We start from the raw sequence: 21,610 nt of genomic DNA, 5'->3' as shown, positions 1-21,610 counted from the left end.
CCATCGTCGTCGTCTCCGATGAGATCGTCGTCGTCGTCTCCCATTAGCCCGTCATCGTCGTCGGTGAGACCATCGTCATCGTCACCAATGAGATCGTCGTCGTCTCCCATTAGCCCGTCATCGTCGTCGGTGAGACCGTCGTCGTCGCCCATTAGCCCGTCATCGTCGTCGGTGAGACCATCGTCATCGTCTCCCATCAGCCCGTCATCGTCGTCACCGATGAGGTCGTCATCCGTGCGATCGGTGCCGGTATCGGTCCCGGGGCCGGCGCCAGCACCGGTTGCTGTCCCGGCACCGGTACCGGTGCCGGTATCCGTGTCACTCATTCCGGTCGTGTCAGTCTCCGTACCGCCGGTAGTGCTCGTGCCACCGGTGCCCCTCCCAGACAGGTCGCTCTCGAGGTGCACTGCATCGTCCGTTACCCGGGACACCGACCCCTCCTGGAGTGGGTATGTATCGTCGTCGGTGCCACCCCAACCGAGTTTCGCCTTTATCGTGTCCGTGATCCCGGGATCCGGTTCCACGTGTGCGGTACCGTGTTCGACGTCCGCGATGAGGCCGACGTCGTCGCCGTTCGCGTTCACGACAGTTTTGCCGATGTCGTCGTCAGTGAACTCTGGGGACATTGCGATATACTAGACGGCGAACAAATGGATGATGGTGGTGCTTGCGGTGGCTTGCGGTTCGAGTCGTGACAGGTCCGCCGTACAGAATCGAAAACCGATGGGTCAGCGACCGACTACGTCTCGAACTCGGGGTCCCGGCCCTCGAGGAAGGCGGCGACTCCCTCTTCGTGGGCGTCCGACGTCCGCGCCTGTACCTGCAGCAGGTTCTCGTAGTCGAGTGCCTCCGACCAGGGACGAGCCATGTTCTCGTGCATGGCCTGTTTCGTCGCCCCGATGATCTCGGTCGGCCGATTTCGAAGTTGCGTGACGGTTTCCTCGACTCGGTCGTCGAGGTCGGCGGCGGCGACCGTCTCATTGACGAGTTCGAGGTCGGCCGCTCGGTCGGCGCCGAAGAACTCGCCGGTAAAGGCGAGTTGCTTCGCGGCCCGAAGGCCGATGATGCGCGGCAGCATGAACGTGCCGCCGGTGTCCGGAATCAAGCCGATGCGGACGAACGCACAGGAGAAGGTCGCGTCCTCGGCGGCGTAGGCGATATCGGCGAGAGCGACGATCGCCAGTCCGGCACCGACGGCGTCGCCGTTGACTTTCGCGACGATCGGGACGGGACACTCGAGCATCGCCTCGACGGTGCGACCGAAACTGTCGGTGACCGTTTCGTACGCGTCTCGCGTCGATTCGGGAGCCTGTGCCAGCGATTGCATGTCGCCGCCGGCGCTAAAGGCGTCGCCTTCGCCCGTGATGACGATCGCATCGTACTCCTCGACAGTTGCGTCTTCGATGGTCTCGGCCAGCGTCGTGGCGATCTCTCTCGTCATCGCGTTGAGCGCGTCGGGTCGATCGAAGGCGATCCGGAGAATGCCGTCGTCACTGTCGACGTTCATAGCCGAACAGTCACTTGCCCGAGTTAAAACGATACTCGTTCCTGGTTCGATGCACCGATCGAGATCGGGACCCACGGGTGGGTACGATGTGCCCGGCGGAAAACATCGAGTCAGGCCGCGGCCGGGTGCCGCGTCGATTCGAGACCGAGATGACGGCTACCGGGTACCGGATACCGGCTGTCAGCTGTCGTCGTCAGCGGTTCAGTCCGACGGCATCGGCGGTGCCACGGTCTCGTCTTCGGAGACGTTCAGCTCCGACGTCACGAGGGCGCGGTAGGCCCGGCGGAGCCGTTCCGAGAGGGCCTGGTGGGAGATCCCCAGTTCCTCGGACAGTTCCTGCATCGAGACCTCGCGAGGGATCTCGAAGTAGCCGTGGTCGATCGCCGCGACCAGCGTTTCGTACTGTCTCGCCGTGAGTCCACACTGCGAGTTGGTCTCCTCCGCGAGATCGAACAGGCGGACGATCGTCGGTGTAACTCCCTGGTCATCGAAGCGGTCGTACAGCGAGCTGACGCTTTCGCGGTCGGCAAACCGGATGCTCAGCAGCCACGTGCCACTCGAGGCCGAGGCCGACAAGACGGTTCCGCCCTCTTCGAGGATGACCTCGAAGATATCGACCGTATCGGGTTCGAACTCGATGTCGTAGAGCCAGCGGTCGTCGTCGCTGCTGATCTGTGCGTACGCGCCGATCGCGCTGGCCTCGTCGAGCGCCTCCTCGATTGCCTCCTGGGACGGCCCTGACAGCCAGAGACCGTGTCCGCTCGAGGCGATCACCCGCTCCATCTCGCAGGTCAGTGATGGAACGGCTCCGAAGAGTTCGCCGGTTCCCGTACCGTCGGCCGGAATCTCGATGTCTGCGATCGATGTCATGAGTCTCACCCAATGATACACCGAGGATCCCCATAACCCCACTTCCAAAGAGATTAGCAGCGATAAAACCGAATTACACGGGCAGTGATTGGTTTTGCAAGCCGGCTGTTGATGACAGCGGCGAGTTCAGCCCGTCAGTGGCGCCGCGGCGTCCCGACGAGGAACTGAACGGCGACGACGACGACGATCGTAATTACCAGTAGTGCCAGCGCAATCGGGACGATCGCCTCGAGCCCGTGGGAGATTCGGAGGACCTCGATTCGGGTCGGCATCGTCCGCGGGTTGTAGGCGACCATCATCGTGGCACCGAACTCCCCGATTGCTCGGACGAACGTGAGGACGATCCCAGCGGTGATGGCGTTTCGCGCCAGCGGTAACGATACCAGTCGGATCGTCTCGAAGGGGCCGTACCCCATCGTCCGGGCGGCCTCCTCGAGTCGTTTGTCGACCCCGTCGAAGCCGGCACGGGCGGTGACGACGAGAAACGGCGCGGCGACGAACGTCTGGGCGAGAACGACGCCGGCATAGCTGTCGGTCAGCGGCACGCCGAGACTCGCGGCCGCGGCGCCGACGGGAGTGTAGCGGCCGACGAGGGTCAACAACATTACGCCGCCCACGATCGGCGGCAACACCAGCGGCAGCAACACCGCCGCCTCGACGAGCCGTTTGCCGCGAAAGGACGTCCGCGACAGGACGTACGCGAGCGGGACGCCGAAGACCGTCGCGATGACCGTCGAGACCGGTGCCGTTACCAGCGACGTCCGAATCGCGGCCTGAGTCCCCGGATCCGCGAGGCCGTCGACGATGTCCACCGATCCGATCTGGAGAAAGAAGACCACGAACGGAACGACGAAGTAGACGAGCAACACCGCGCCCAACAGCGCCGGCACGGCCATGCTTCCGGACAGACGCTCGAGGCCGCTTCCGAACCGGTTCGAGTTCGCCAGGGGGGGCGAGTCGCGATCGGTCACAACTCGATCGCCCCCGGTACGTCGCCGTTGCCCCGCGGCAGCGAGTCGCCGACGCGCAGGCCGTGTGCCTCGAGCAGCGACGACGCTGTGCCGAGCGAGGACACGAATTCGCGGCCGGCCTCGGGGTTGTCAGCGTCGGTTCGAACCGTCGCGTTGTAGATGGTCGGCGTTCCGACGGTCGAATACCCATCCTCGGTGGTGTAGCTCGCTTCGGCGTACTCCTCGGCGTACTCGGGATTCCCGAAGTTGTACGCGTCTGACAGCGCACGGAAGGGGAGATCGTGATCGGCGGCCATGTTCCGATAGGCGACCGCACAGGCCCGGTTGCCGGCCTCGATACCGGTGAGCAACTGCGGTTCGTTCGGTTCCCAGTAGGTTCGCTCGAGCATCGTCTCGCGAAATCCCTCGAGACCGTACCGGTGCTCGGCGAGTTCGAACAGGTGGACGGCCCGGTAGCCGAGCGGATCGAGGTCTGGGTCGCTGATCGCGATTTCGTCCGCGTCGGCGTCGGCGAAGACCTCGTACCACGGCTCGTCCGCCTCGAGTCTCGCCCCGAGCTCCGTCTCGGGGTTGTAGACGATGCCGACCTCGTTCGCCGCGAACTCGAGGTCCCACTCGGCGCGGTCGGGATAGAGCCGATCCCGTAACAGCTCGACATCGGCGCTGACCACGACGTCCGGATGTTTGGTCCCGTCCTCGATCATCCGCATGACGATGTTCGAGCCGTGATACTCTCCCTCGTAGCTGATCCCCGTCTCGGACTCGAAGGCGGGACCGACGTGTTCCTCGAGGACGACGGCGAGGCTTCCGGCCGAGAGAACTCGGACGCGGTCTGACGTCCCAAGACAGCCCGCGGTGGCGACGATTCCGGCGGTCACACCGCCCGCCGCGGCGAGGAATTCCCGACGGGTGTCACGGTTCGCTCGGGACGTGCCGTCGTGAGTGTGCATACGCACACTTCGAACGCTGCCACAAATATAACTATGTCTGGTTCCGGCTCGGTGGGAACGTAACCACGTAACGTTTCGAGAAGAGACTATTAGTCGTGAACCCCGAGCGGTTCGAGCCCGCGGATCGTCGCCGCGAGGTCGTCCGGGTCGTCCGCGCCGCGGCCGACGATCTCACCGCCGACCGTAGCCGGGTCGCGGTCTCCGACGAGGATCGTCGGCAGGGGTGCCGCGGAGAACCCCTCGACGACGACGAACGCGTACTCCCGGTTCCGCAGGCGTCCGAGGGTGTTCGCGAGCGCCCGAAGCTCGGGGTTATCGGACTCGAGGAGGTCGGTCCCGTCGGGCGTGTCGGGCGGGTTCCGTTTCCCGCGCGTGGTGATGTCGAAGGTGAGTTCGGGGGTGATACCGACGACGGTCTCGGCACCTGCGCTCCGATGGCGGTGGGTGTCGGTCCCCGGGGTATCGATCTCGATATCGTGGTGGATCGATTTGACGGTCGCGACGCGGCCGTGCTCGGCCAAACGCGGCACGAGCGTCTCCACGAGCGTCGTCTTTCCCGAGTCGCTCGCGCCGGCGAGACAGACGACGCGGAGTGGCCATTCGTTGCTCATATCGGCGTTTTCAGGGCGCTGGACACAAGATTCGTTCGACCGCGCGTGGCGGCTTCACTGACCGCGCTCGAGTTGGGCCGGGTCGGCCGGACCCGTACTGATTCGAGCGGAGACGGGCGACCGTCCGCCTCGTCCGATCAGTACGGGCCGTCTCGATCGCCCATGGGCAGTTGTTGGGCCGGCTCCTGATCGCCCGTCGGCGAGGGAGTCGTACCACAGGTTCCACAGCGGAAGTCGCCGCCGTCGCTGTCGTCGTTGATGAACTGCTCCGTCGGAGAGGGCGGCGTCTCGGCGAAGACGTCGGGATCGGCGTCAAACCGGTCGGCGTCGATCTCGACGAGCCGTTCGACCAGCGCCGCGAGAGCGCGATAGAACGCCACGTGGCTTTCGTCCTGGACCGTCTCGTTGAACCGCGGAATCCAGCGACCGAGGTGGTCCTCGAGGAAGTCGCCCTGTGCGTTGGTGACGATGTCGACGCCGGACTCGTCCCCGTCGAGGTCGAGGTAGGCCGTCTGCAGGGCCAGGTGCGACAGGAACTCGAGTTGCAGGCAGAGGTGATCGGCTCGCTCGCGGTTCTCCGCCGCGAGCGACAGGCCGAACGCCTTGTAGAACCCCGAAATATCCGCCAGCGTGTCCGTGCTGGTCACGAGGGTCCCGGGGCTGTACTCGATCTGATACTGCTGGATCTCGCCGCCCTTCTCGAAGCCGAACAGCGTCGCCCAGTCGGAGTAGCGCTCGTCGACGGCCGCCGGATCGGTCGGCGCCGTCTCGGCGACTTTTTGGGCGCGGTCGCGGAGTTCGTCGTCCGCGAGCGCATCGGCGGACTCGAGCAACTGGGTGGTGAAGTCGCCAGAGACGAGCGCCGCCTCGAGTTCGTCGTCGGGGCGGTCGAACGCCAGCGACGCGAGCTTGTACAGTCGTGCGCGGTGGACGTGTGTTTCGGTCGTCATCGTTATGTCACGTCGAGTCGGTAGGCGTTGTTCTGTGCGTCGAAGTGTTCGCGCTGGTACTGCGGTTCCTCCATCGGGACGCGGGCGACGGTCGAGCCGCTTCCGTCGTAGCCGATCGCTTCCTCGTCGGTCACTTCGAACTGTTCGATACGCCACTCGGTCGACCCCATCAGGTGGAGCAGTCCGCGCAGCTTGCGGTGTTCTTCGTCGCCGCGACGGGCCGCCTTGTACGTCTCCTTGGCCTCCTCGACGCCCGGACCGAACATCTGGAAGAGGTAGTCCGTGGGGACGTTGATCGGGGGCACGTAGTAGACGTTGGGCTCGAGGCCGAGCTGCGGGTACAGCGGCAGCGCGACTTCGGCCTCGTGGACCATGAAGTCGATCGGGTTGTCCGGATCCGCTTCCTCGGGCGGGTTGACCCAGCCGTGCTGGCGGATCTTGCCGAGGCAGTTCTCGAAACACTGTGGGACCATTCCCTGTTCGACCTTCGGGTAGCAGCCGACGCACTTCTGGGACTTGCTCTCGGCCGGGTTGTAGACGGACTTCCCGTAGGGGCAGGCGCGAACACACTCCTGAGCCGCCTGACAGCTGTCCTCGTCGATGAGGACGATTCCGTCTTCGTTGCGCTTGTAGGCGGCCTGGACGGGACAGCCACCGGCACAGGCGGCGAACGAGCAGTGGTTGCACACCCGCGGGAGGTAGAAGAACCACATGGGGTGGGTCTCCTCTTCTTCGGCGATGTGGGTGTCGGACTCGAACGATTCGCCGGCCGGCTCGTCTTCGCCGATGTTCGGGTGAGCCCAGTCCTGATCGTCGGGCCGGTAGCCCTCGATATCTTCGCCGTGGAAGTTACCGAGTTCGTCGTCGATCAGCATGTCGTCCCAGTCGACGTCGTTCGTCTCGAAGATCGTGTCGCCTTCGTAGACGCCGTCGGAGCCCCAGTTCTGGGTGCCGAGCCGGTCTAAGATTTCGGTATCCCAGCCGATCGGGTGCCCGCCGTAGGGCTTGGTCTCGACGTTGTTCCAGAACATGTGCTCTTGGCCCTCGCCGTGGGTCCACGTCGTCTTACACGACATCGTACATGTCTGGCATGCGATACACTTGTTGATATCGAACACTGCGCCCCACTGCTTCTCCGGTCGGGACTCAGCGTACGGGAATTCCATCTCGCGTCCGATCTGCCAATTGTAAACTTCTGCCATTTGTGGTCACCTCGTGTTAGTCGTCTGATTCGCTCGCAAAGCCGCCGCTCAGGTACTGTTGCATTCGATCGTCCTCGTTGGCCGGTCGGATCCCCTTCTCGTTGGGACCCCACTCGCCGTCGGGTTCGCCGTCCTCGTCTATGCCGCCGTCTTCGGCCTTCTCGATCTTGACGAACGCCTCCTTCGGCGCGCCGTTGGCACAGTGAACGTCCGCCGCGAACCCTTCGCCGATGTTCTGGCCGGCCATATCCTTCCGAGGCATGCTGTCGGTCAGTCTCGTCGGACGGAAGAACGACGTCGTCGCGCTCTGGTGGCCGCCGCTGCGGTAGAGGGACACGTAGTCCGTGTCCTCGGCCTTGGCCATTCCGTCGTCGCGTTCTTCCTGGGCCTCGTAGGTCTTGTGCGAGGTCTGGTTGACGTTCATCCAGCTTCGGGTGACGCCCTCCGGTAGCCCGGGCTGGTAGCGCAGTCGCATCAGCGCACGGGAGTAGTCGCCCTCGTCGTCGTCCGGATCGTAGCCGGGGTACGGACGATCCTGCGGGTCGGCGTCGACCCACACGTAGTCGCCGTCGGCGAACCCTTCCTCGCGGGCGTCGTCGGGGTTCATCTCGATGTACCCCTCGCCGTAGAACGGCATCCGCTGGTCCTCGCGGTGCATGTCGCCGTAGTTGCCCCACCAGACCGCGATGTTCGGGAGGGAGTTCGCGAAGGTGTGGGTCCCGTGGCGGTACTTCGGCGTCATGTAGATGTAGTCGTAGCCCTCGGCGAGGTCGGACAGCGGGTGGGTCGAGTCGAGCAGTTCCGTGGGCGTTTTGATCACGTTCCGGACCTGGCGAGCCTTCGTGTCGTCGGCGCTGGTATCACTCCAGCCGAGGTCGTCGGGCGTATCGGGGGTGATCACCGGGCTGTCGCTGTCGTCGACGAGGACGTTCGGCTCGTAGGGCGTCGCGTCCATCGGCTCGCGGTGGACCGGAATGTTCTCTCCGGCCTGCGTGAATTCCTCTTCCTCCCGGAAGAACTCCATTCGGCCGGTCTTCGTGTACCAGGGCTCGTCGTCCTGGATCTGCCGGCTGCCGACGTACTTGGGGTAGGTCCGGGACATGATCAGCGCCGGCGTCCCGTCCTCGGCGTCGTCCAGCAGTTCGTTGACGTCGTACCCCTTCGTCATGTTGGAGTGGTCGAGGATCCGCTGAAGGTACGGTTTGGCCTTGTACTCGTCCTCGTCGATGAACTGCCAGTAGTCGTTGAACCGATCGTCGCCGGTGATTTCGGCGAGCTTCTCCGCGACGCCCTTGTAGTGTTGGGCGTCGTTGCGAGTGTTGTAGATCCGGTCGATTCCGGACTCCGGCATCGTGATGACGAACGGGTTCGTCACGGAGGCCGTGATATCGTGGACGTTGTGTTCGGCCCACGAGTCCGCCGGGAAGACGATGTCCGAGTACTCGCAGGTCATCGTCCACCACCACTCGCTACAGAAGAACGCCTCGATTCGGCCGCTTCGAAGCGCCTTCTCGATGATCTTGTACGATCCCTTCGCGTTGCCGAGGAAGGAGTTCGAGCCGGCGATCCACACCGACTTCGTCGGCGTGTGCATGTGCGAGTCGCCCTGGAAGTACTCGCCCTCGACTTTCAGCGGCTCGTCGAGGTTGGCGTACCAGTGAGCCGACTGCATGTCGAACCGGCCGTCGACCTCCGCGCTTTCGTCGGGGTCGAGTTCGGGGTTGAACGGATCCTCCTGCGTGTACTGCCAGACGCCGTTGAAGTACGCCGCCCGGTAGTTCCCCGCGTAGCTGCCGATGTTGCCGCTGAAGCTCCCGACGTTCTGGGTCAGGGAGGCGACCAGGAACGCGGCTCGGTCTTTGAGGTCCTGGTTCGTGTAGTGGTTCGGCCCCATCCCGGTCAGGATGAGCGTCTCCTCCTGGTTGTCGGCGAGGTCCTGTGCGAGGTTCTCGATCGCTTCGGGCGCGGTGCCGGTAACGTCCGAGGTCGATTCCAGGTCCCACGTGCCGACGAGGTGTTCCTTGATCAGGTCGAACACCGGACGAACCTCGACGGTCTCCCCGTCGGCCAGTTCGACTTCGAAGGTTCCCTCGAGCGTCGCGGCGACGTCGAACTCGTCGCCGACCTCCTCGCGGGTGACGGCCTCGAGTTGTCCGGTCTCGTCGTCCCGGACCACGAAGTCGCCCCACTCTTCGCGCATCTCGTCGGTGATAACCTGCTCGTCGAGATCCGTGATATCGACGCCGGGGCGGTCGCTGTCGTCCGCGACCGTCGCGGTCTTCTCGAGGTCGGCGAGTTCGTGGTTCTCGTCGACGTCGCTCGCACGCAGGAACTCGCCTTCGTCCAGTCGGACGAGCATCGGGAGGTCCGTGTACTTCCGGACGAAGTCCTCGTCGTACAGCTCCTCTTCGATGAGGATTCGGGCGGCACCGAGGAACAGCGCGGAGTCGGTGGCCGGACGGACGATCGTCAGTTCGTCACACTTCGAGGCCGTCGCGTTGTAGTCGGTGAAGATGCCCGTGACCTTGGTGCCTTTCAGGCGGGCTTCGGTCAGCCAGTGGCAGTCGGCCATCTTCGTCGTCAGGAAGTTGATCCCGCAGAGGATCACGTGGTCGGCGTACTCGACGTTGGCCAGGTCGAAGTCGACCGTCTGCTGGCCGGTGACCATCGGGTGGCCCGGCGGCAGGTCGGTGTGGAACGAGTAGTTGTCCAGGCCGACCGCACCGAGGGCGTCGTCCTCGCCCGTCCCGCGGACGTAGTTGTCGAGCAGCGCCATCGAGTTGGCGTTGCGGTACTGTCCGAACAGCTTGATCGGGCCCAGAAGCGGCATCCCGCCGCGGAACTTCATCGACCGCACACCAGCGCCCTGGGTCTGCTCGACGACCTTCTCGTCGTAGTCCTGCTCGAGCAGGGATTGTATCCCGCTGTCGCCGCTGTACTGGTCGGCGATCTCGAGGAATGTCTCCGCGGCGATCTCGTAGGCCGTGTCGTGTTCGACCTCGATGAAGTCGTCCTCACCGCGCTCTGCGTACTCCTCGGGCATCGAGCCATCGGCCTCGCGGGGGAAGCCGTCCTCGTACCACTCGAGGAACCCTTCGCGGACCATCGGCGCTTTCACGCGACGGTCGCTGTAGAACCGCTCGATCATCGCGAGGCCCTTGTTACAGACCCGCGGATCCCAGCGCTTGGTCGCCTGGTTCCCGTCGAGGTCGGTCGCATCGCCAAAGCCCATCGAGGGGCCGAGACGGGTGATCTCGCCGTTCTTGACGGAGGCCTCGAGATAACAGTTGTGCGTGTCGTTTGGCTGGCACGTAAGCATGTAGGAGGAGTCGGGCTCCCACACGTTGCGGTAGTGGTCTTCCCAGCCCTGGTTCGGGTACTGCTCGAACGGGTTCAGCGGGCCGTCGTCGGCGTCGGTTTCGGTTTCGCCGGTCAGCCGTCGGAATCCGAGCAGTCCCAGTCCGGACGCGCCGGCGACGCCGGCCGCCGCCGCGCCGAGCTCTCGTCGGGTCAGGTTGAGTCCGTCGCCTTGCGTTTCGTTCGTTTCGTCGTCTGTCTTACTCATTGGTTCACCTCACTCGTACAACGGGGGGATAGTCGGAGGGCGATGCCGTCGCCCGCCAGTGCGGACAGCGCCGGGCGGTCGTGGGTTGTCCGTGTTCCATCACAGACGAAGCTGTGTCCTCTATGGTTTAACCAAGACCGGCTGTTCCCGCGAGTTGGGGACGCTCTGGCCGAAATCCTCCCAATAGTGGGTCTTTATACCCCCTCGCGAGTTCCCGCCGCGAACGACGCGAACGGTCGCTGCAGTAGACGGTCGAACCCCGAACTGACTCCGTTCGCACCTCACGAGCCGGCGGGAAGCCGTTCGTGTCGGCGGCTCGAGCGGGCCAGTAGAACGGCATAGTAGAGCCCAACCGGTGTTCGCGACGGGCGCGAGTCGCGTCCTAGACCGGCGCGATCGGAATCGGTCCGGTGCCGACGATCAGCCACGTTACCAGCAGTCCCGTCACCAGTCCGCCGACCAGCGGCGAGTCCGCGAAACGCGTCACAGCAATCGTGACCATCGTCGCGGTCGCGAGGAGTCCGGTCGCATTGATCGTCGTGATCGCCAGGGGTCCAAGCTCCGGCAGCGGCATCCCGAAGCCGAGAAAAAGCGGGACGTACTGGACCGCGAGGAAGACGATCAGTCCGCCGCAGGTGAGGGCGAGACCGCGTCCGAGCGCTCGAGGCAGCGATCGGCTCGCGTCCAGCGTCCGGTCCAGGCCGCTCGCGAAGCCGACGGCGGCGGCCGTGAACGGAAGGACATAGACGGCGGCCGAGATCCACCGAAGCGGCGACAGGGGAACGAAGCCGACGACCCAGGCGTTGAGGGCTCCACCGGGAACGGCGTCGACGAGCGTTGCGAGGAGGTACAGCGCGAGGCAGCCGGCGGCCGCGGCGGCGAGGGATCGACCGGCGTGGCGCCGATCCGAAGTCGAAACCGGAACGAGCGCCTCAAGCGACGACCAATTCGGGCCGCCGTGACGCCAGCGGACGACCGCGCCGGCGACCGCGACGGTGCCGAGCGCCCAGACGGCATACCCGTGCGTGAGATCCTGATGCGTGAGTCGCGTCACGGGAACGACGGCGGTTCCGATCGCGTACAGCGGATAGATCGTCAGCGCCGGCACCAGCGAGAGGCCGAGAAGCGTCGATCGTGAAGGTGGCGACGAGGTCGGCGGGCTCGTCTCGACGCCAGAATCGCCGACGGCAGCCGTTTTACCGGCACCCAACCGTCGCCATACCGATGCGGCCGTTCCGACCGCGACGATGAGTCCGCCGACGAGCGCGATCGCATGGCCGATCGAGGCCCAGTACCAGCGCTGGTCGTCCGGCGACGCCGTCGCCGTTTCCCCCGTTTCCGACTCGCCGATCGTCTGTTCGATCCACTCCAGGGCGTCTCCGACCGCCGTCGTCGATCGGTGCATCCCGGTGTGGATCGTCGGCGGCGCAGTGTAGGTCCGCGCGGTGCCGTCCTCGATGCTGCCGTAGGTCTCGCCGGGTTCGACCGGCGGCTCGGTCCCGAAGGCGCGCGCCAGTTTCTCGCCCTCGTTGACGTCGCCGGGTACCGTCTCGTTCCACATCGCCGGGCTGTACTCGTCGTACGGCGCGAAGAGGACCGCCGCGTTCCGTGGGACCGTTTCGTTCGCCTCGGGAACTCCGTCGACGCCCTCCATGGGCCCCCACGTCGAGCCGATCAGCACGATCGATTCGTAGCCGTCCGGATGTTCGTCGGCGGCCGCGAGCGATGCGAAGCCGCCCATCGAGTGGCCCGCCATCGCCACCCGATCCTCGTCGACGACCTCGAGCGAGCGCGTGTGCTCGAGCGTCGCCGGGCCGCCCCAGCCGTCCTCGAACGCCGGCGGATCGGAGTCGCCGTGGCCGGGTTGGTCGACGGTGACCGCGACGTAGCCCCTATCGGCGAGTTCGATCGCGAACGACGACATCGTCCCCTGAGTTCCCGTGTAGCCGTGGAACAACGCGACCGCGGGCGCGGGATCGTCGGCGCTCGCACCGTCGGGTTCGTAGACCGTGCCGGCTAGCTCGAGGCCGGACTCGGTCTTGATGGTCGTCTCGCGAACGTCGACGTCGCCGCCGGTGGTCGTCCAGGTCGCCAGCAGCGTGCCCCCGGCGACGAGGAGCAGGCCGATTCCGATCGCGAGCACCAGTCGGCGCGACGCGTCGCGGGTCGGTCCGGTCTCTCGTCGCCGATTCTCGGGTTCGTCCATCGTGCTACCACTTTGTCAGTCTGGGAGAAAAACACACTAATAAGTATGTATTCGGGAAGACGGTACTCGTTGTGAAATATATCAAACACACCGCGAAAGTGGTTTCCGGCCTCGTATTTTGCTACGTACTGTATCTCAGCGCATCGGGGCCAGACGTAACCGTTCCTGTGATTTTGCTGTTCGGCATCCTCTTCGTCGGTGGGCTATTTTTCACCGTCCACGGGTTGTTTACGGGGATGGAAGCTGCGAGCGCAGCCGCGGATGACTCCGCGACCGAGGAATAGGACTCCGATCAATTTGTTTCTTCGCGCGCTCGCGGTTCCACGGTCGATCGCGAGCGTCGATTCCACCGATACCGAACAAAATCGTCCCGTTACTGTTCGCCGTGCCGGTTCGAACCGAGCCCCGCCGAAATCAACGTCGATACTCGAGCGTTCTCTTTGATCCGCAAGCCGCCTTCGGCGACCGTCAGCGGCATCAGCGGCAGGTGCGACGCGACCAGCACCGAGGGGTGTGAGCCGCCCCGAGCCAGCAGTTCGTTTCGTGGCTGGAGCTGGAGCGGCTCCTCGAGATCGGTCAGGAACTCGTTGTGCTGGATGACGTACTGGCCGCCCTCGAGATCCCACCAGCCGTACTCGTCGTCGGGATCGCGGAGGTCGGTGGGAACCGGCTCGAGGTCGGCGTCCTTGAGTTCGTCGCCGCCGAAATCGAGGCGGCCGGGGCCGGCGACCTCGTAAATCGCGCTGACGGTGAGATCGATGCCGTGCTCGTGGACCTGTGCGGGTTCGTACACGAGGTTGTCGACGACCTCGGCGAGGGGAGTGTCGGCGGACATTTCGAGCTGAATGACGATCCGGAGCGACAAAAAAATATGCCGCCGCGTCGTCCCGTCTGCGGCCCGCCGAAGAACGAAACGGTATCGGGCTGGCGGGCGAACCGCGACCTATGGACGTCAGTCAGGAGCGACTTCGAGCGGATATCGAGGCGAACGCGAGCTACGGCGCGGTCGAATCGGCGGACGGACGCGGCCGGACCGTTCTTACGGGAACCGAGGCGAATCGACGGGCCAGAGATCGCTTCGTCGACCGCCTCGAGGACGCCGGGCTGGATGTCGAGGTCGATGCCGTCGGGAACGTCGTCGGGATGTGGACGCCCGCCAGCGCCGACCCGAACGCCGCGCCCGTCGCGGCCGGAAGCCACCTCGATTCGGTCCCCGAGGGCGGTATCTTCGACGGGCCGCTGGGGGTGTACGCCGCTCTCGAGGCCGTCCGCGCGCTGCAGGCGGACGGGTTCGACCCCGCCCGACCGATCGCGGTCGTCTGCTTCACCGAAGAGGAGGGCACGCGGTTCGGCGGGGGGCTGCTCGGCTCGTCAGTAGCGACCGGGGCTCGAGACGCGGACGACGCGCTCGCACTGACCGACGGCGAGGGAACCAGCCTCGAGGACGCCCTCGAGTCGATCGGCTACTGCGGCGAGGGCGTCCTCGACGCCGCGGCCTGGGACGCGTTCCTCGAACTCCACATCGAGCAGGACACGCGCCTCGAGGAGCGAGCGGTCCCCGTCGGGATCGTGACGACGATCACCGGGATCGTTCACGCGACCGCCGAAATCGCTGGCGAGGCGGATCACGCGGGAACGACCGCGATGGGCGACCGCACAGACGCGCTGACCGCGGCGAGCGAGTTTATTCTGGACCTCGAGCGAGCGGGGCGCGAACGCGCGTCGGCCGGCGAGGACACGGCGGTCGCGACCGTCGGCAAGGCGGAGGTCGCGCCGAACGCGACGAACGTGGTCCCCGGCGCGGTCGAACTCGGCGTGGATATTCGCGACGCCGACGCCGGGACGATGGCGGCGCTGCTCGAGCGGGCCTCCCGGAGCCTCGAGCGAATCGCGGCCGACCGCGACGTGGAGACGTCGTTCACTCGTGAACTCGACGTCGATCCCGCGCCGATGACCGAGCGGTGTCAACGCGCTCTCGAAGCCGGCGCGGACGCCGCGGGGGTCGACGCACGGTCGCTGCATTCCGGAGCGGCACACGACGCGATGCGGGTCTCGCGGGTTACCGACGCCGGAATGCTCTTCGCGCCGTCTCGAGACGGGCTCTCGCACACGCCGCGGGAGTGGACCGACTGGGACGACTGCGCGACGGCGACCCGGGTGCTCACCGAGGCGTTGGCGCGGCTCTCGAAGGAGTGAGGGAAAGGGTCACCGCGGCCACAGCTATTTTGCGGCCGTCGTGGTAGCGACCGCCGCCATGGAAGCTGCACGCCTCCACGAGTACACTGAGGAGATGGCAACGGCCCTGGAAATCGACGAGGTGGATCGACCCGGCGCCGACGGGCCGCGGGACGTCGTCGTCGAAATCGAGGGCGCGGGCTGGTGCCAGACCGATAACCACGTCATCGAGGGGCTGTAGACCGACTACGTCGAACAGGAACTCCCGATGAGGCTCGGCCACGAGAACGCCGGCACCGTCGTCGAAGTCGGCGACGAGGTGTCGACCGTCGACGTGGGCGATAGCGTTCTCTGCCACCCGGTCATCACCTGCGGCGTCTGTCGTCCCTGTCGGCTCGGCGAAGACATGTACTGCGAGAACGTCTCGTTCCCGGGGCTGACGACCGACGGCGGGTTCGCCGAATACCTGCGGACGGGTGAACGGTCGGTCATCAAGCTCGAGTCGATCGACCCCGTCGAGATCGCACCCCACGCCGACGCCGGGATCACGGCCTATCACGCGGCGAAAAAGGCCGTCGATGAACTCGTACCGGGCGACGCCTGCGTCGTCGTCGGCATCGGCAGACTGGGTCACATCGGGCTGCAGGTGCTCGACGCGATGTCCGCGGCCGACCTCGTCGCGGTCGATATCAAGGACGAGCCCCTCGAGTTGGCCGAAGACTGCGGAGCCGACTACGCGGTGAACTCGAGCGAGGACGACGTCGCGAGCGTCGTCGACGACCTCACCGACGGCGAGGGTGTCTCCCAGGTACTCGACTTCGTGGGCAGCGACGAGACGACGGCGCTGGGACCGGACGTTCTGGCTCCGGGCGGCGACCACCACGTGATCGGTTACGGCGGCCACGTCCACGAACCCGCCCAGACCCTGGTCGACGGCGAGATGAGCTACCGCGGCACGCTCGTCGGAACGTACCCCGAACTGCAGGAACTCGTCGCGCTCGTCGACGACGGTGCGGTCGAACTCGAGACGTCGACATACTCGCTCGACGAGATCAACACCGTCGCCGAGCGACTCGAGCACGGCGAGATCGAAGGACGGGCGGTGATCACACCCTGAAACACCGGATCCGTCCGGATCCTCGAGGGGTGGATCATCGACGGCAACGGGCTCGGTTGGTATCGACGAGACGCGTACGTTCCACGTTAGCCTCGATCGGGGCTGTATCGCGTCTCGGCTTTCGGAGCGTCTCGAACCCCACCTCACTCTGGCTCGAGCAGCCACCGGTAGCGCGGATGGATCCACGACCACTCCTGATCGACGATCCAATCCCGAAGCTGCTCGCGATTGGCGACTCCCGTCACGGTGTCGACCAGTTTCGACGGCGACTCGCCCGCGACCGGCTTGTACGCGATCGATCGAGTCGCGGTACAGTAAAACGAAGCCCGCGTACAGTCGTCCTGAAGTCCGATCAGGTAGCGATTGATCCGGTCTTCGGTGAGCAGGTACTCACTCACCTGCTCGATATCGAGGTCGTCGTCGGGCCGTCGAACGGCCCCGATCGCCGCCTCGAGATCCGCTTCGAGCTGACGTTCGTGTCCCATACCCACTGGTCGGTACCGAGGGCGAAAAGCGAGGTGCCGGCAGGCGAACGTGACCGCGTCGAGGGAGGAACGCCGCCAACTGATTTTCAGTTCTGGTATTCGGGACCAAAGCTCAAAGAGGGGACTCCGAGTTCGCCTGTTCATGGGACACGGTCTCGACATCGGACCAGGGGCGATCCGGTTGGCGTCGAAAGCGCCGGACGGGACGGCGATCGAATCGGTACCGCCGGTCGTCGTCTCGGCGGACGACGCGACCGGGGGCGGTGATACTGACGGGGTGTTCGTCGAGGGAGGCGACGCGACGTACGCGGTCGGCGCGACCGCTAGCGAACGTGGGACGACCGGGGACGGGACGACCGAGTCACTGTTCTCGAACGGCGTTCTCGGCGTCGGCGAGCACGTCGAACCGGCGCTCGAGGCGCTCGTCAAGGACGTTCTCGACGGCGACGGCTCGGCTGACGAGCGGCTCTGTTATACGACGCCGGGAACGCTGGTCGACGCCGCGGAGCCGACCGACGCCCACCGCGAGACCGTCGCGGCGGTGCTCGCCGACCGCGGCGTCGGCGCGACGCCGATCAGTAGGGGATTTGCCGTCGTCTACGACCAGCTCGCCGACGACAACTACACCGGCCTCGGAATCTGTCTCGGGACGCAGACGACGAGCGTCGCGCTCGGGTACTACGGCGTGCCCGCGATGGCCTTCTCGCTCGCGAAGGGCAGCGACTGGGTCGTCGAGCGGGCAGCCGCCGAAACCGGACGCGAGGCCGCCGACGTCGCGGCCGTCCTCGAGGAGTTCACGCTCGATCCCGACGCCGCGACGGGCGAGGTCGAAAGCGCGCTCGCACAGGCCCACGACGAGCTGATCGGCGAACTCGCGGACGCGATCGAGAGCGAAGCCGACGAGGGCGACGTTCAGGACGGACTGAGCGTCCCCATCGCAGTCGCCGGCTCCGGTGCGGTCGAGGGCCTCGAGTTCCTCCTCGGCGGTCGGTTCGACGCCGCACCGCTGCCCTTTTCCGTCCGGGGCGTCCGACTCGCCGACGACCCCGCAGAAAGCGCCGCCCGAGGCGCGCTCGCGGCGGCCGAAGACGACGTCGACGCCTACGACGCCGTGACGTGGTCGTCGGCCGATGCGGACGGCAGTGACAGTACTGCCGATGACTCGTCCACGACGGTGACCCAGACCGCCGGCGGGAGCGGCGAAACGCTGGCGTTCGACGACGACGCGCTCGGCGGGACCGAGGACGGAGACGCCACTCGAACCAACGACGCCATCGACCAGCTGTTCGACCGTCTCGCCAACCGCGACGAGGAGATCCAGTCGGTCCGGAGCGACCTCGAGTCCGCGTTCGAGGAACTCGATTACATCGAGGAGCGAGCGGCCACGATCGAGACGGTTTCGGACCTCGACGAACGCCTCGAGACGTTCGCCGATGACCTGACCGACCTCGAAGCCGAGAGCGAGACCCACGCGAGCGACGAGACGGTCGACACCCTCGAAGACGAACTGGAATCCCTGTCGGCGGCCTTTGCAGATCTCGAGGCCGACGTCGAGACGATCGAGACTGAACTGACGGACGACCTGGAAACGGTGGAAACGGACCTCGACGCGCTTGAAGAGGCGACGACGGACGAGCGAGCGGCGCTCGAGGATCAAATCGCGGCTCTCACGACCGATCTCGAGGGAGTCGCCGATCGGACCGACACGCTGGATGCCCGGTTCGAGGAGCTGCGAACGGATCTGGAGACACTGGAAACGGAAACGGCCTCGGCGGCCGATCTCGAGACCGTCTCGGAGTCGATCTCACGACTCGACGAGATCGTCGAGGGGATAGACGAGGAGATAGCCCGGATCGGAACGCGAGCCGACGGCCTCGCCAGCCGACTCGAGGAACAGGCGACCCGAATCGGCAGTGTTTCCGACCAACTCGACGAGCACGCGGCGCGAGCCGAAGATGAACGCGAAGAACTCGCGGACGACCTCGACGACCTCGAGTCGGCGGTCGGTGACGATATCGACGCTGTCGAAGCGGAGCTCGGCGTGCTCGAAGAGACCGTCCACGAGGAAGTCGAAACGCTCGAGGGAACGATCGACGACGAAATCGGCGATCTCGAGACGGAACTCGAGGCGGTCGACGACCGGGTCGAAACGCTGGACGAGGATCTGACGACCGTCCGCGGATCGATGACCGACCGCGCCGACGACCTCGAAGCCGACCTCGAGCGCGCCCGGGTGACGATCGATGCCCTCGAGTCGACGACGGCCGACGGCGAGCGAGTCGATGACCTCGAGGACGAACTTGCGGCTCTCGAAGCGGAACTCGTCGAACTCGGGGATTCCATCGAGACGGTCTCGGAGACGCTCGCCGGCCTCGAGGAACGAGCGGCGTTCGTGGAAACGGTCGACGACCTCGAAACCGATCTCGGGACGGTCGAGGACGAGGTCCGTTCGCTCGACGACACGTTCGAGCAGCGACTCGAGGAGACGGCGAGCGAACTCGAGACTCGACTCGAGGACGCCAGCGAGTCGATCGCCGACGACGTCTCGGCCCTCGAAGCGACGGTCGATAGTCTCGAGGCCGACGGCGTCGGCGAAGAGCGAGTCGCGGATCTCGCCGACTCGCTCGCGGAGACTCGCGAGACGGTCGAATCGATAACGGGGGATATCGACGGCGTCGCGGACGACCTCGAGAGTCTCGAGGATCGAGTGGAAGGCGTCGAATCGACGATTGCGGACGTCGAAGCGACGCTCACTGACCGCGTCGAATCGCTGGATGCCGATCTCGAACGGGTGACAGAGACGGTTGGCGACCTCGACGAGCGGGTGACGACGATCGACGAAACGACAGTGGCCGAAGACACCGTTACGACGCTCGGGGAGACCGTTGGGGCGCTCGAGGACGATCTCCGGTCGGTTCGGTCGGAGTCCGCTGAGACCGCCGAAGCCATCGAAACGCTCGAACGCGAACTCGAGGACGCGTCCGACGCCGCTCGGACGGAACGGGTGGACGACCTCGCAAACCGCGTTGACACCCTCGACGAGCGCACCGAGCGGATCGATGAGCGAACGAGCGATCACGCGGCCGGTCTCGAGGACCAAACGGATCGACTCGCCGAACACGACGACCGACTCGACTCGCTCGCGGCGTCGGTCGACGACCTGGCAGCGACGCTCGAGGATGTGCCCGACGAGTCGACCGTGGAATCGGCGACGACACGACTCTCGACGCTCGAGGAGCGACTCGGCGATGTCGAATCGCGGGTCGAACCGGGATCGTCGAACGGGGACAGGGACGACGAACTCGAGGCACTCCGGGCGGAGGTTGCGGAGCTACGGGACCGCTCCCAGACTCGAGAACGGGACACGGCGAGCGACGTGTCAGAGCTCGTCACTCCGACCGCCGCGGGTGGCGGTGGTGCCGGTATCGTTGCCGGCTCGAGCCTCGTACTCACCGGTAACGTCGTCCTCGGAGCCGCCGCAGTGATCCTTGGCCTCGCGTTGATCGCCGTTGCGGTCTCGGTCGGACAGTAGCTGCCTCGCTTTTTCCGCAGAGCGGTCGTGTCGTCGTCCTCGCGAAGACTTTGCTAGGATTCCGCCCCTCCGGCGTCGTCCTCGAGAATCCCGTCGTCTTTGACGTTCGGTGCGCCGACGGCCAAGACGACGCTCTCCTCGACCGCCTTGAGTTGTCGCCACGACTCCGGTGGCACCACGAGGAAGTCGTGTTTCGCGAGTGCGACGACGTCGCGTTCGTCGTCTCGTTCGACGGTGACGTCGACGGTGCCCTCGAGGACGACGTACAGCTCCTCTTGCTGATCCTGCCGGTGATAGGCGTTTTCCTCACCCTGTTCGTAGTGCCAGACGCTCGGTCGCATCTTTTCGGGCCGAAGCTCCAGTCCGACCGGGAGCAGTGTCGGATTTTCCAGATCGAGTTCTCGTCGCTCGACGTTCTCGAGTTCGACCATCGAATACATGCGTCGCCGTTCCACGAACGGCGGCAAAAAAACCGGTGGCGCCGCTCGCAAGGGTGGGCGCTGCGTGCAACGAGCGACGACTCGACTACTCCCGGATCAACTCGACGTTTCGCATCTCGCCCCCGCATCGCCGACAGGTGCTGACGAGCGCGTCCGCGACCGTCTCTCGGCGGCCGCACGCGACACACTCGTACTCGAGTGGCTCGGCGACGGACATACGTTTCTCTAGATGGTGGCCCGTGTTAACTCTTTTCACAGTTAATCGCCCGGTTCGTCGTCCGAGAAACTGGCTCCGAGAGCGTCGAATTCAGCGTGACGGACGTTTTCAGGTTGGGTCAAGCTCATCTCAGGGGCTCGACCCCGAGCAGTTCACGCTGTAGCCGACCTTCGCTGTCTCCCTACTAGGGTGGTTATATTCCACCGTGGTCACCTAGATCCTAGTCGAGTAAACTTATGTGCGAAAATGTGGTAGTTGTTAACACACATGGCGATCAACACCACGACCGACTGGATCGACACCGTCACCTGCCCCTTCTGTGGTGATGAGCTCGCGTCGCCGGGTGCTGGATTCATCGATCACATCGACGAGAACGCCGATTGCGAGGCCGGGTTCGAACACTGGCGAGAAAACATCGCCAGCGACCTCGCCGGCGAATGGTCGGGCTAGGTTCCGTCGATCGGACGGGTACTGTTCCGAACAGTATCACCGTCCGAACTCCATAGAATCTCCTTTCATCATTTTTCCGTACTCGAGGCTTGCGAGCGGTCAGACCGTCGGTCCGCCATCGATCGTTTAGCGACCGTCGCCAGTCACGGTGGATCGCTCGAGTCCTGTCCGGACCGCAACGGAGAAACGAGAACTATCGCCGTCGCTCGCGAGTAGATATGCCTGTTCGACTCCCCCGTAGCTCACCCGGACTCGAAGCCCCTTCCGTCTTCGCGCTCCCGTACGTGTTTAGCCCCAGCTGATTTCGTTAGTATCTCGTAGGGGGCGATCTACGGTGGAGATATGCTTTGTCGGCAGGGGTC

At 65.2% G+C, this 21,610-nt stretch carries 17 protein-coding genes and 1 pseudogene; 4 read left to right on the top strand and 14 right to left on the bottom strand.

Translation table 11 applies throughout. The features are described from left to right. From GS429_RS19560 to GS429_RS19510, 11 genes are all read right to left on the bottom strand, one after another. The coding region (locus GS429_RS19560) for a PRC-barrel domain containing protein (RefSeq protein ID WP_235920865.1) at positions 1-626 on the bottom strand (626 nt) is incomplete at its 3' end. A 113-nt stretch (positions 627-739) separates the two neighbouring features. Continuing rightward, positions 740-1,507 carry an enoyl-CoA hydratase/isomerase family protein gene (locus GS429_RS19555; protein ID WP_160067345.1) on the bottom strand — a complete coding sequence of 256 codons (768 nt, stop codon included), beginning with the start codon at positions 1,505-1,507 and terminating at the stop codon, positions 740-742. Positions 1,508-1,708: 201 nt separating this feature from the next. Then, positions 1,709-2,377: a helix-turn-helix domain-containing protein gene (locus GS429_RS19550; protein ID WP_160067343.1), complete on the bottom strand. Its 669-nt coding sequence runs from the start codon at positions 2,375-2,377 to the stop codon at positions 1,709-1,711. A 134-nt stretch (positions 2,378-2,511) separates the two neighbouring features. Further along, positions 2,512-3,324 (bottom strand): ABC transporter permease, encoded by an 813-nt coding sequence (locus tag GS429_RS19545; RefSeq protein WP_235920872.1) that lies wholly within the window; start codon positions 3,322-3,324, stop codon positions 2,512-2,514. A 20-nt stretch (positions 3,325-3,344) separates the two neighbouring features. Further along, positions 3,345-4,298: an extracellular solute-binding protein gene (locus GS429_RS19540; RefSeq protein ID WP_160067341.1), complete on the bottom strand. Its 954-nt coding sequence runs from the start codon at positions 4,296-4,298 to the stop codon at positions 3,345-3,347. An 89-nt stretch (positions 4,299-4,387) separates the two neighbouring features. Continuing rightward, the gene (mobB, locus tag GS429_RS19535) at positions 4,388-4,909 is read right to left on the bottom strand and encodes a molybdopterin-guanine dinucleotide biosynthesis protein B (protein WP_160067339.1); all 522 of its coding nucleotides are present in this window, start codon (positions 4,907-4,909) and stop codon (positions 4,388-4,390) included. A gap of 137 nt (positions 4,910-5,046) precedes the next feature. Next, positions 5,047-5,859: a TorD/DmsD family molecular chaperone gene (locus GS429_RS19530; RefSeq protein WP_160067337.1), complete on the bottom strand. Its 813-nt coding sequence runs from the start codon at positions 5,857-5,859 to the stop codon at positions 5,047-5,049. 2 nt (positions 5,860-5,861) lie between these two features. Continuing rightward, a complete protein-coding gene (locus GS429_RS19525; RefSeq protein WP_160067335.1) occupies positions 5,862-7,061 on the bottom strand; it encodes a 4Fe-4S dicluster domain-containing protein in 1,200 nt (399 codons plus the stop codon). Between the two features lie 16 nt (positions 7,062-7,077). Further along, the gene (locus GS429_RS19520) at positions 7,078-10,626 is read right to left on the bottom strand and encodes a molybdopterin-dependent oxidoreductase (protein ID WP_160067333.1); all 3,549 of its coding nucleotides are present in this window, start codon (positions 10,624-10,626) and stop codon (positions 7,078-7,080) included. A gap of 382 nt (positions 10,627-11,008) precedes the next feature. Continuing rightward, positions 11,009-12,832: an alpha/beta hydrolase family protein gene (locus tag GS429_RS19515; RefSeq protein WP_160067331.1), complete on the bottom strand. Its 1,824-nt coding sequence runs from the start codon at positions 12,830-12,832 to the stop codon at positions 11,009-11,011. A gap of 373 nt (positions 12,833-13,205) precedes the next feature. Continuing rightward, a complete protein-coding gene (locus GS429_RS19510) occupies positions 13,206-13,667 on the bottom strand; it encodes a dCTP deaminase/dUTPase family protein (RefSeq protein WP_160067329.1) in 462 nt (153 codons plus the stop codon). Between the two features lie 110 nt (positions 13,668-13,777). Between GS429_RS19510 and GS429_RS19505 the strand changes: the two genes are divergently transcribed. Continuing rightward, a complete protein-coding gene (locus tag GS429_RS19505) occupies positions 13,778-15,028 on the top strand; it encodes a M20 family metallo-hydrolase (protein WP_160067327.1) in 1,251 nt (416 codons plus the stop codon). 58 nt (positions 15,029-15,086) lie between these two features. Continuing rightward, a pseudogene (locus tag GS429_RS19500) lies at positions 15,087-16,124 on the top strand (NAD(P)-dependent alcohol dehydrogenase). A gap of 143 nt (positions 16,125-16,267) precedes the next feature. On the opposite strand, the gene GS429_RS19495 reads toward GS429_RS19500, so the two are convergent. Further along, entirely contained in the window at positions 16,268-16,609 is a 342-nt protein-coding gene (locus GS429_RS19495) for a hypothetical protein (RefSeq protein ID WP_160067325.1), read from the bottom strand. Between the two features lie 142 nt (positions 16,610-16,751). Here GS429_RS19495 and GS429_RS19490 point away from each other — a divergent pair, with 142 nt between their 5' ends. Then, a complete protein-coding gene (locus GS429_RS19490) occupies positions 16,752-20,141 on the top strand; it encodes a disk-shape morphogenesis protein volactin (RefSeq protein ID WP_160067323.1) in 3,390 nt (1,129 codons plus the stop codon). Between the two features lie 53 nt (positions 20,142-20,194). On the opposite strand, the gene GS429_RS19485 is transcribed toward GS429_RS19490, so the two are convergent. Further along, positions 20,195-20,581 carry a cupin domain-containing protein gene (locus GS429_RS19485; protein WP_160067321.1) on the bottom strand — a complete coding sequence of 129 codons (387 nt, stop codon included), beginning with the start codon at positions 20,579-20,581 and terminating at the stop codon, positions 20,195-20,197. Positions 20,582-20,666: 85 nt separating this feature from the next. After that, positions 20,667-20,798, bottom strand: coding sequence for a rubrerythrin-like domain-containing protein (locus tag GS429_RS19480; protein WP_160067319.1), 132 nt, complete (start codon positions 20,796-20,798; stop codon positions 20,667-20,669). A gap of 267 nt (positions 20,799-21,065) precedes the next feature. Here GS429_RS19480 and GS429_RS19475 point away from each other — a divergent pair, with 267 nt between their 5' ends. Then, positions 21,066-21,248 (top strand): DUF7501 family protein, encoded by a 183-nt coding sequence (locus GS429_RS19475; RefSeq protein WP_160067317.1) that lies wholly within the window; start codon positions 21,066-21,068, stop codon positions 21,246-21,248. Positions 21,249-21,610 lie beyond the last annotated feature (362 nt).

Origin of the sequence: Natronorubrum halalkaliphilum (assembly GCF_009834785.1) — an archaeon.
Lineage (GTDB): Archaea > Halobacteriota > Halobacteria > Halobacteriales > Natrialbaceae > Natronorubrum > Natronorubrum halalkaliphilum.
This window is presented reverse-complemented; position numbering and strand designations above follow the sequence as displayed.

Excerpts from the sequence above, each read along its gene's own strand:
- GS429_RS19515 (WP_160067331.1), bottom strand. The coding sequence starts at position 12,832 with ATGGACGAACCCGAGAATCGGCGACGAGAGACCGGACCGACCCGCGAC.
- GS429_RS19550 (WP_160067343.1), bottom strand. The coding sequence starts at position 2,377 with ATGACATCGATCGCAGACATCGAGATTCCGGCCGACGGTACGGGAACC.
- GS429_RS19495 (WP_160067325.1), bottom strand. The coding sequence starts at position 16,609 with ATGGGACACGAACGTCAGCTCGAAGCGGATCTCGAGGCGGCGATCGGG.
- GS429_RS19540 (WP_160067341.1), bottom strand. The coding sequence starts at position 4,298 with ATGCACACTCACGACGGCACGTCCCGAGCGAACCGTGACACCCGTCGG.
- GS429_RS19480 (WP_160067319.1), bottom strand. The coding sequence starts at position 20,798 with ATGTCCGTCGCCGAGCCACTCGAGTACGAGTGTGTCGCGTGCGGCCGC.
- GS429_RS19485 (WP_160067321.1), bottom strand. The coding sequence starts at position 20,581 with ATGTATTCGATGGTCGAACTCGAGAACGTCGAGCGACGAGAACTCGAT.
- mobB (WP_160067339.1), bottom strand. The coding sequence starts at position 4,909 with ATGAGCAACGAATGGCCACTCCGCGTCGTCTGTCTCGCCGGCGCGAGC.
- GS429_RS19510 (WP_160067329.1), bottom strand. The coding sequence starts at position 13,667 with ATGTCCGCCGACACTCCCCTCGCCGAGGTCGTCGACAACCTCGTGTAC.
- GS429_RS19475 (WP_160067317.1), top strand. The coding sequence starts at position 21,066 with ATGGCGATCAACACCACGACCGACTGGATCGACACCGTCACCTGCCCC.
- GS429_RS19530 (WP_160067337.1), bottom strand. The coding sequence starts at position 5,859 with ATGACGACCGAAACACACGTCCACCGCGCACGACTGTACAAGCTCGCG.
- GS429_RS19520 (WP_160067333.1), bottom strand. The coding sequence starts at position 10,626 with ATGAGTAAGACAGACGACGAAACGAACGAAACGCAAGGCGACGGACTC.
- GS429_RS19505 (WP_160067327.1), top strand. The coding sequence starts at position 13,778 with ATGGACGTCAGTCAGGAGCGACTTCGAGCGGATATCGAGGCGAACGCG.
- GS429_RS19555 (WP_160067345.1), bottom strand. The coding sequence starts at position 1,507 with ATGAACGTCGACAGTGACGACGGCATTCTCCGGATCGCCTTCGATCGA.
- GS429_RS19525 (WP_160067335.1), bottom strand. The coding sequence starts at position 7,061 with ATGGCAGAAGTTTACAATTGGCAGATCGGACGCGAGATGGAATTCCCG.
- GS429_RS19490 (WP_160067323.1), top strand. The coding sequence starts at position 16,752 with ATGGGACACGGTCTCGACATCGGACCAGGGGCGATCCGGTTGGCGTCG.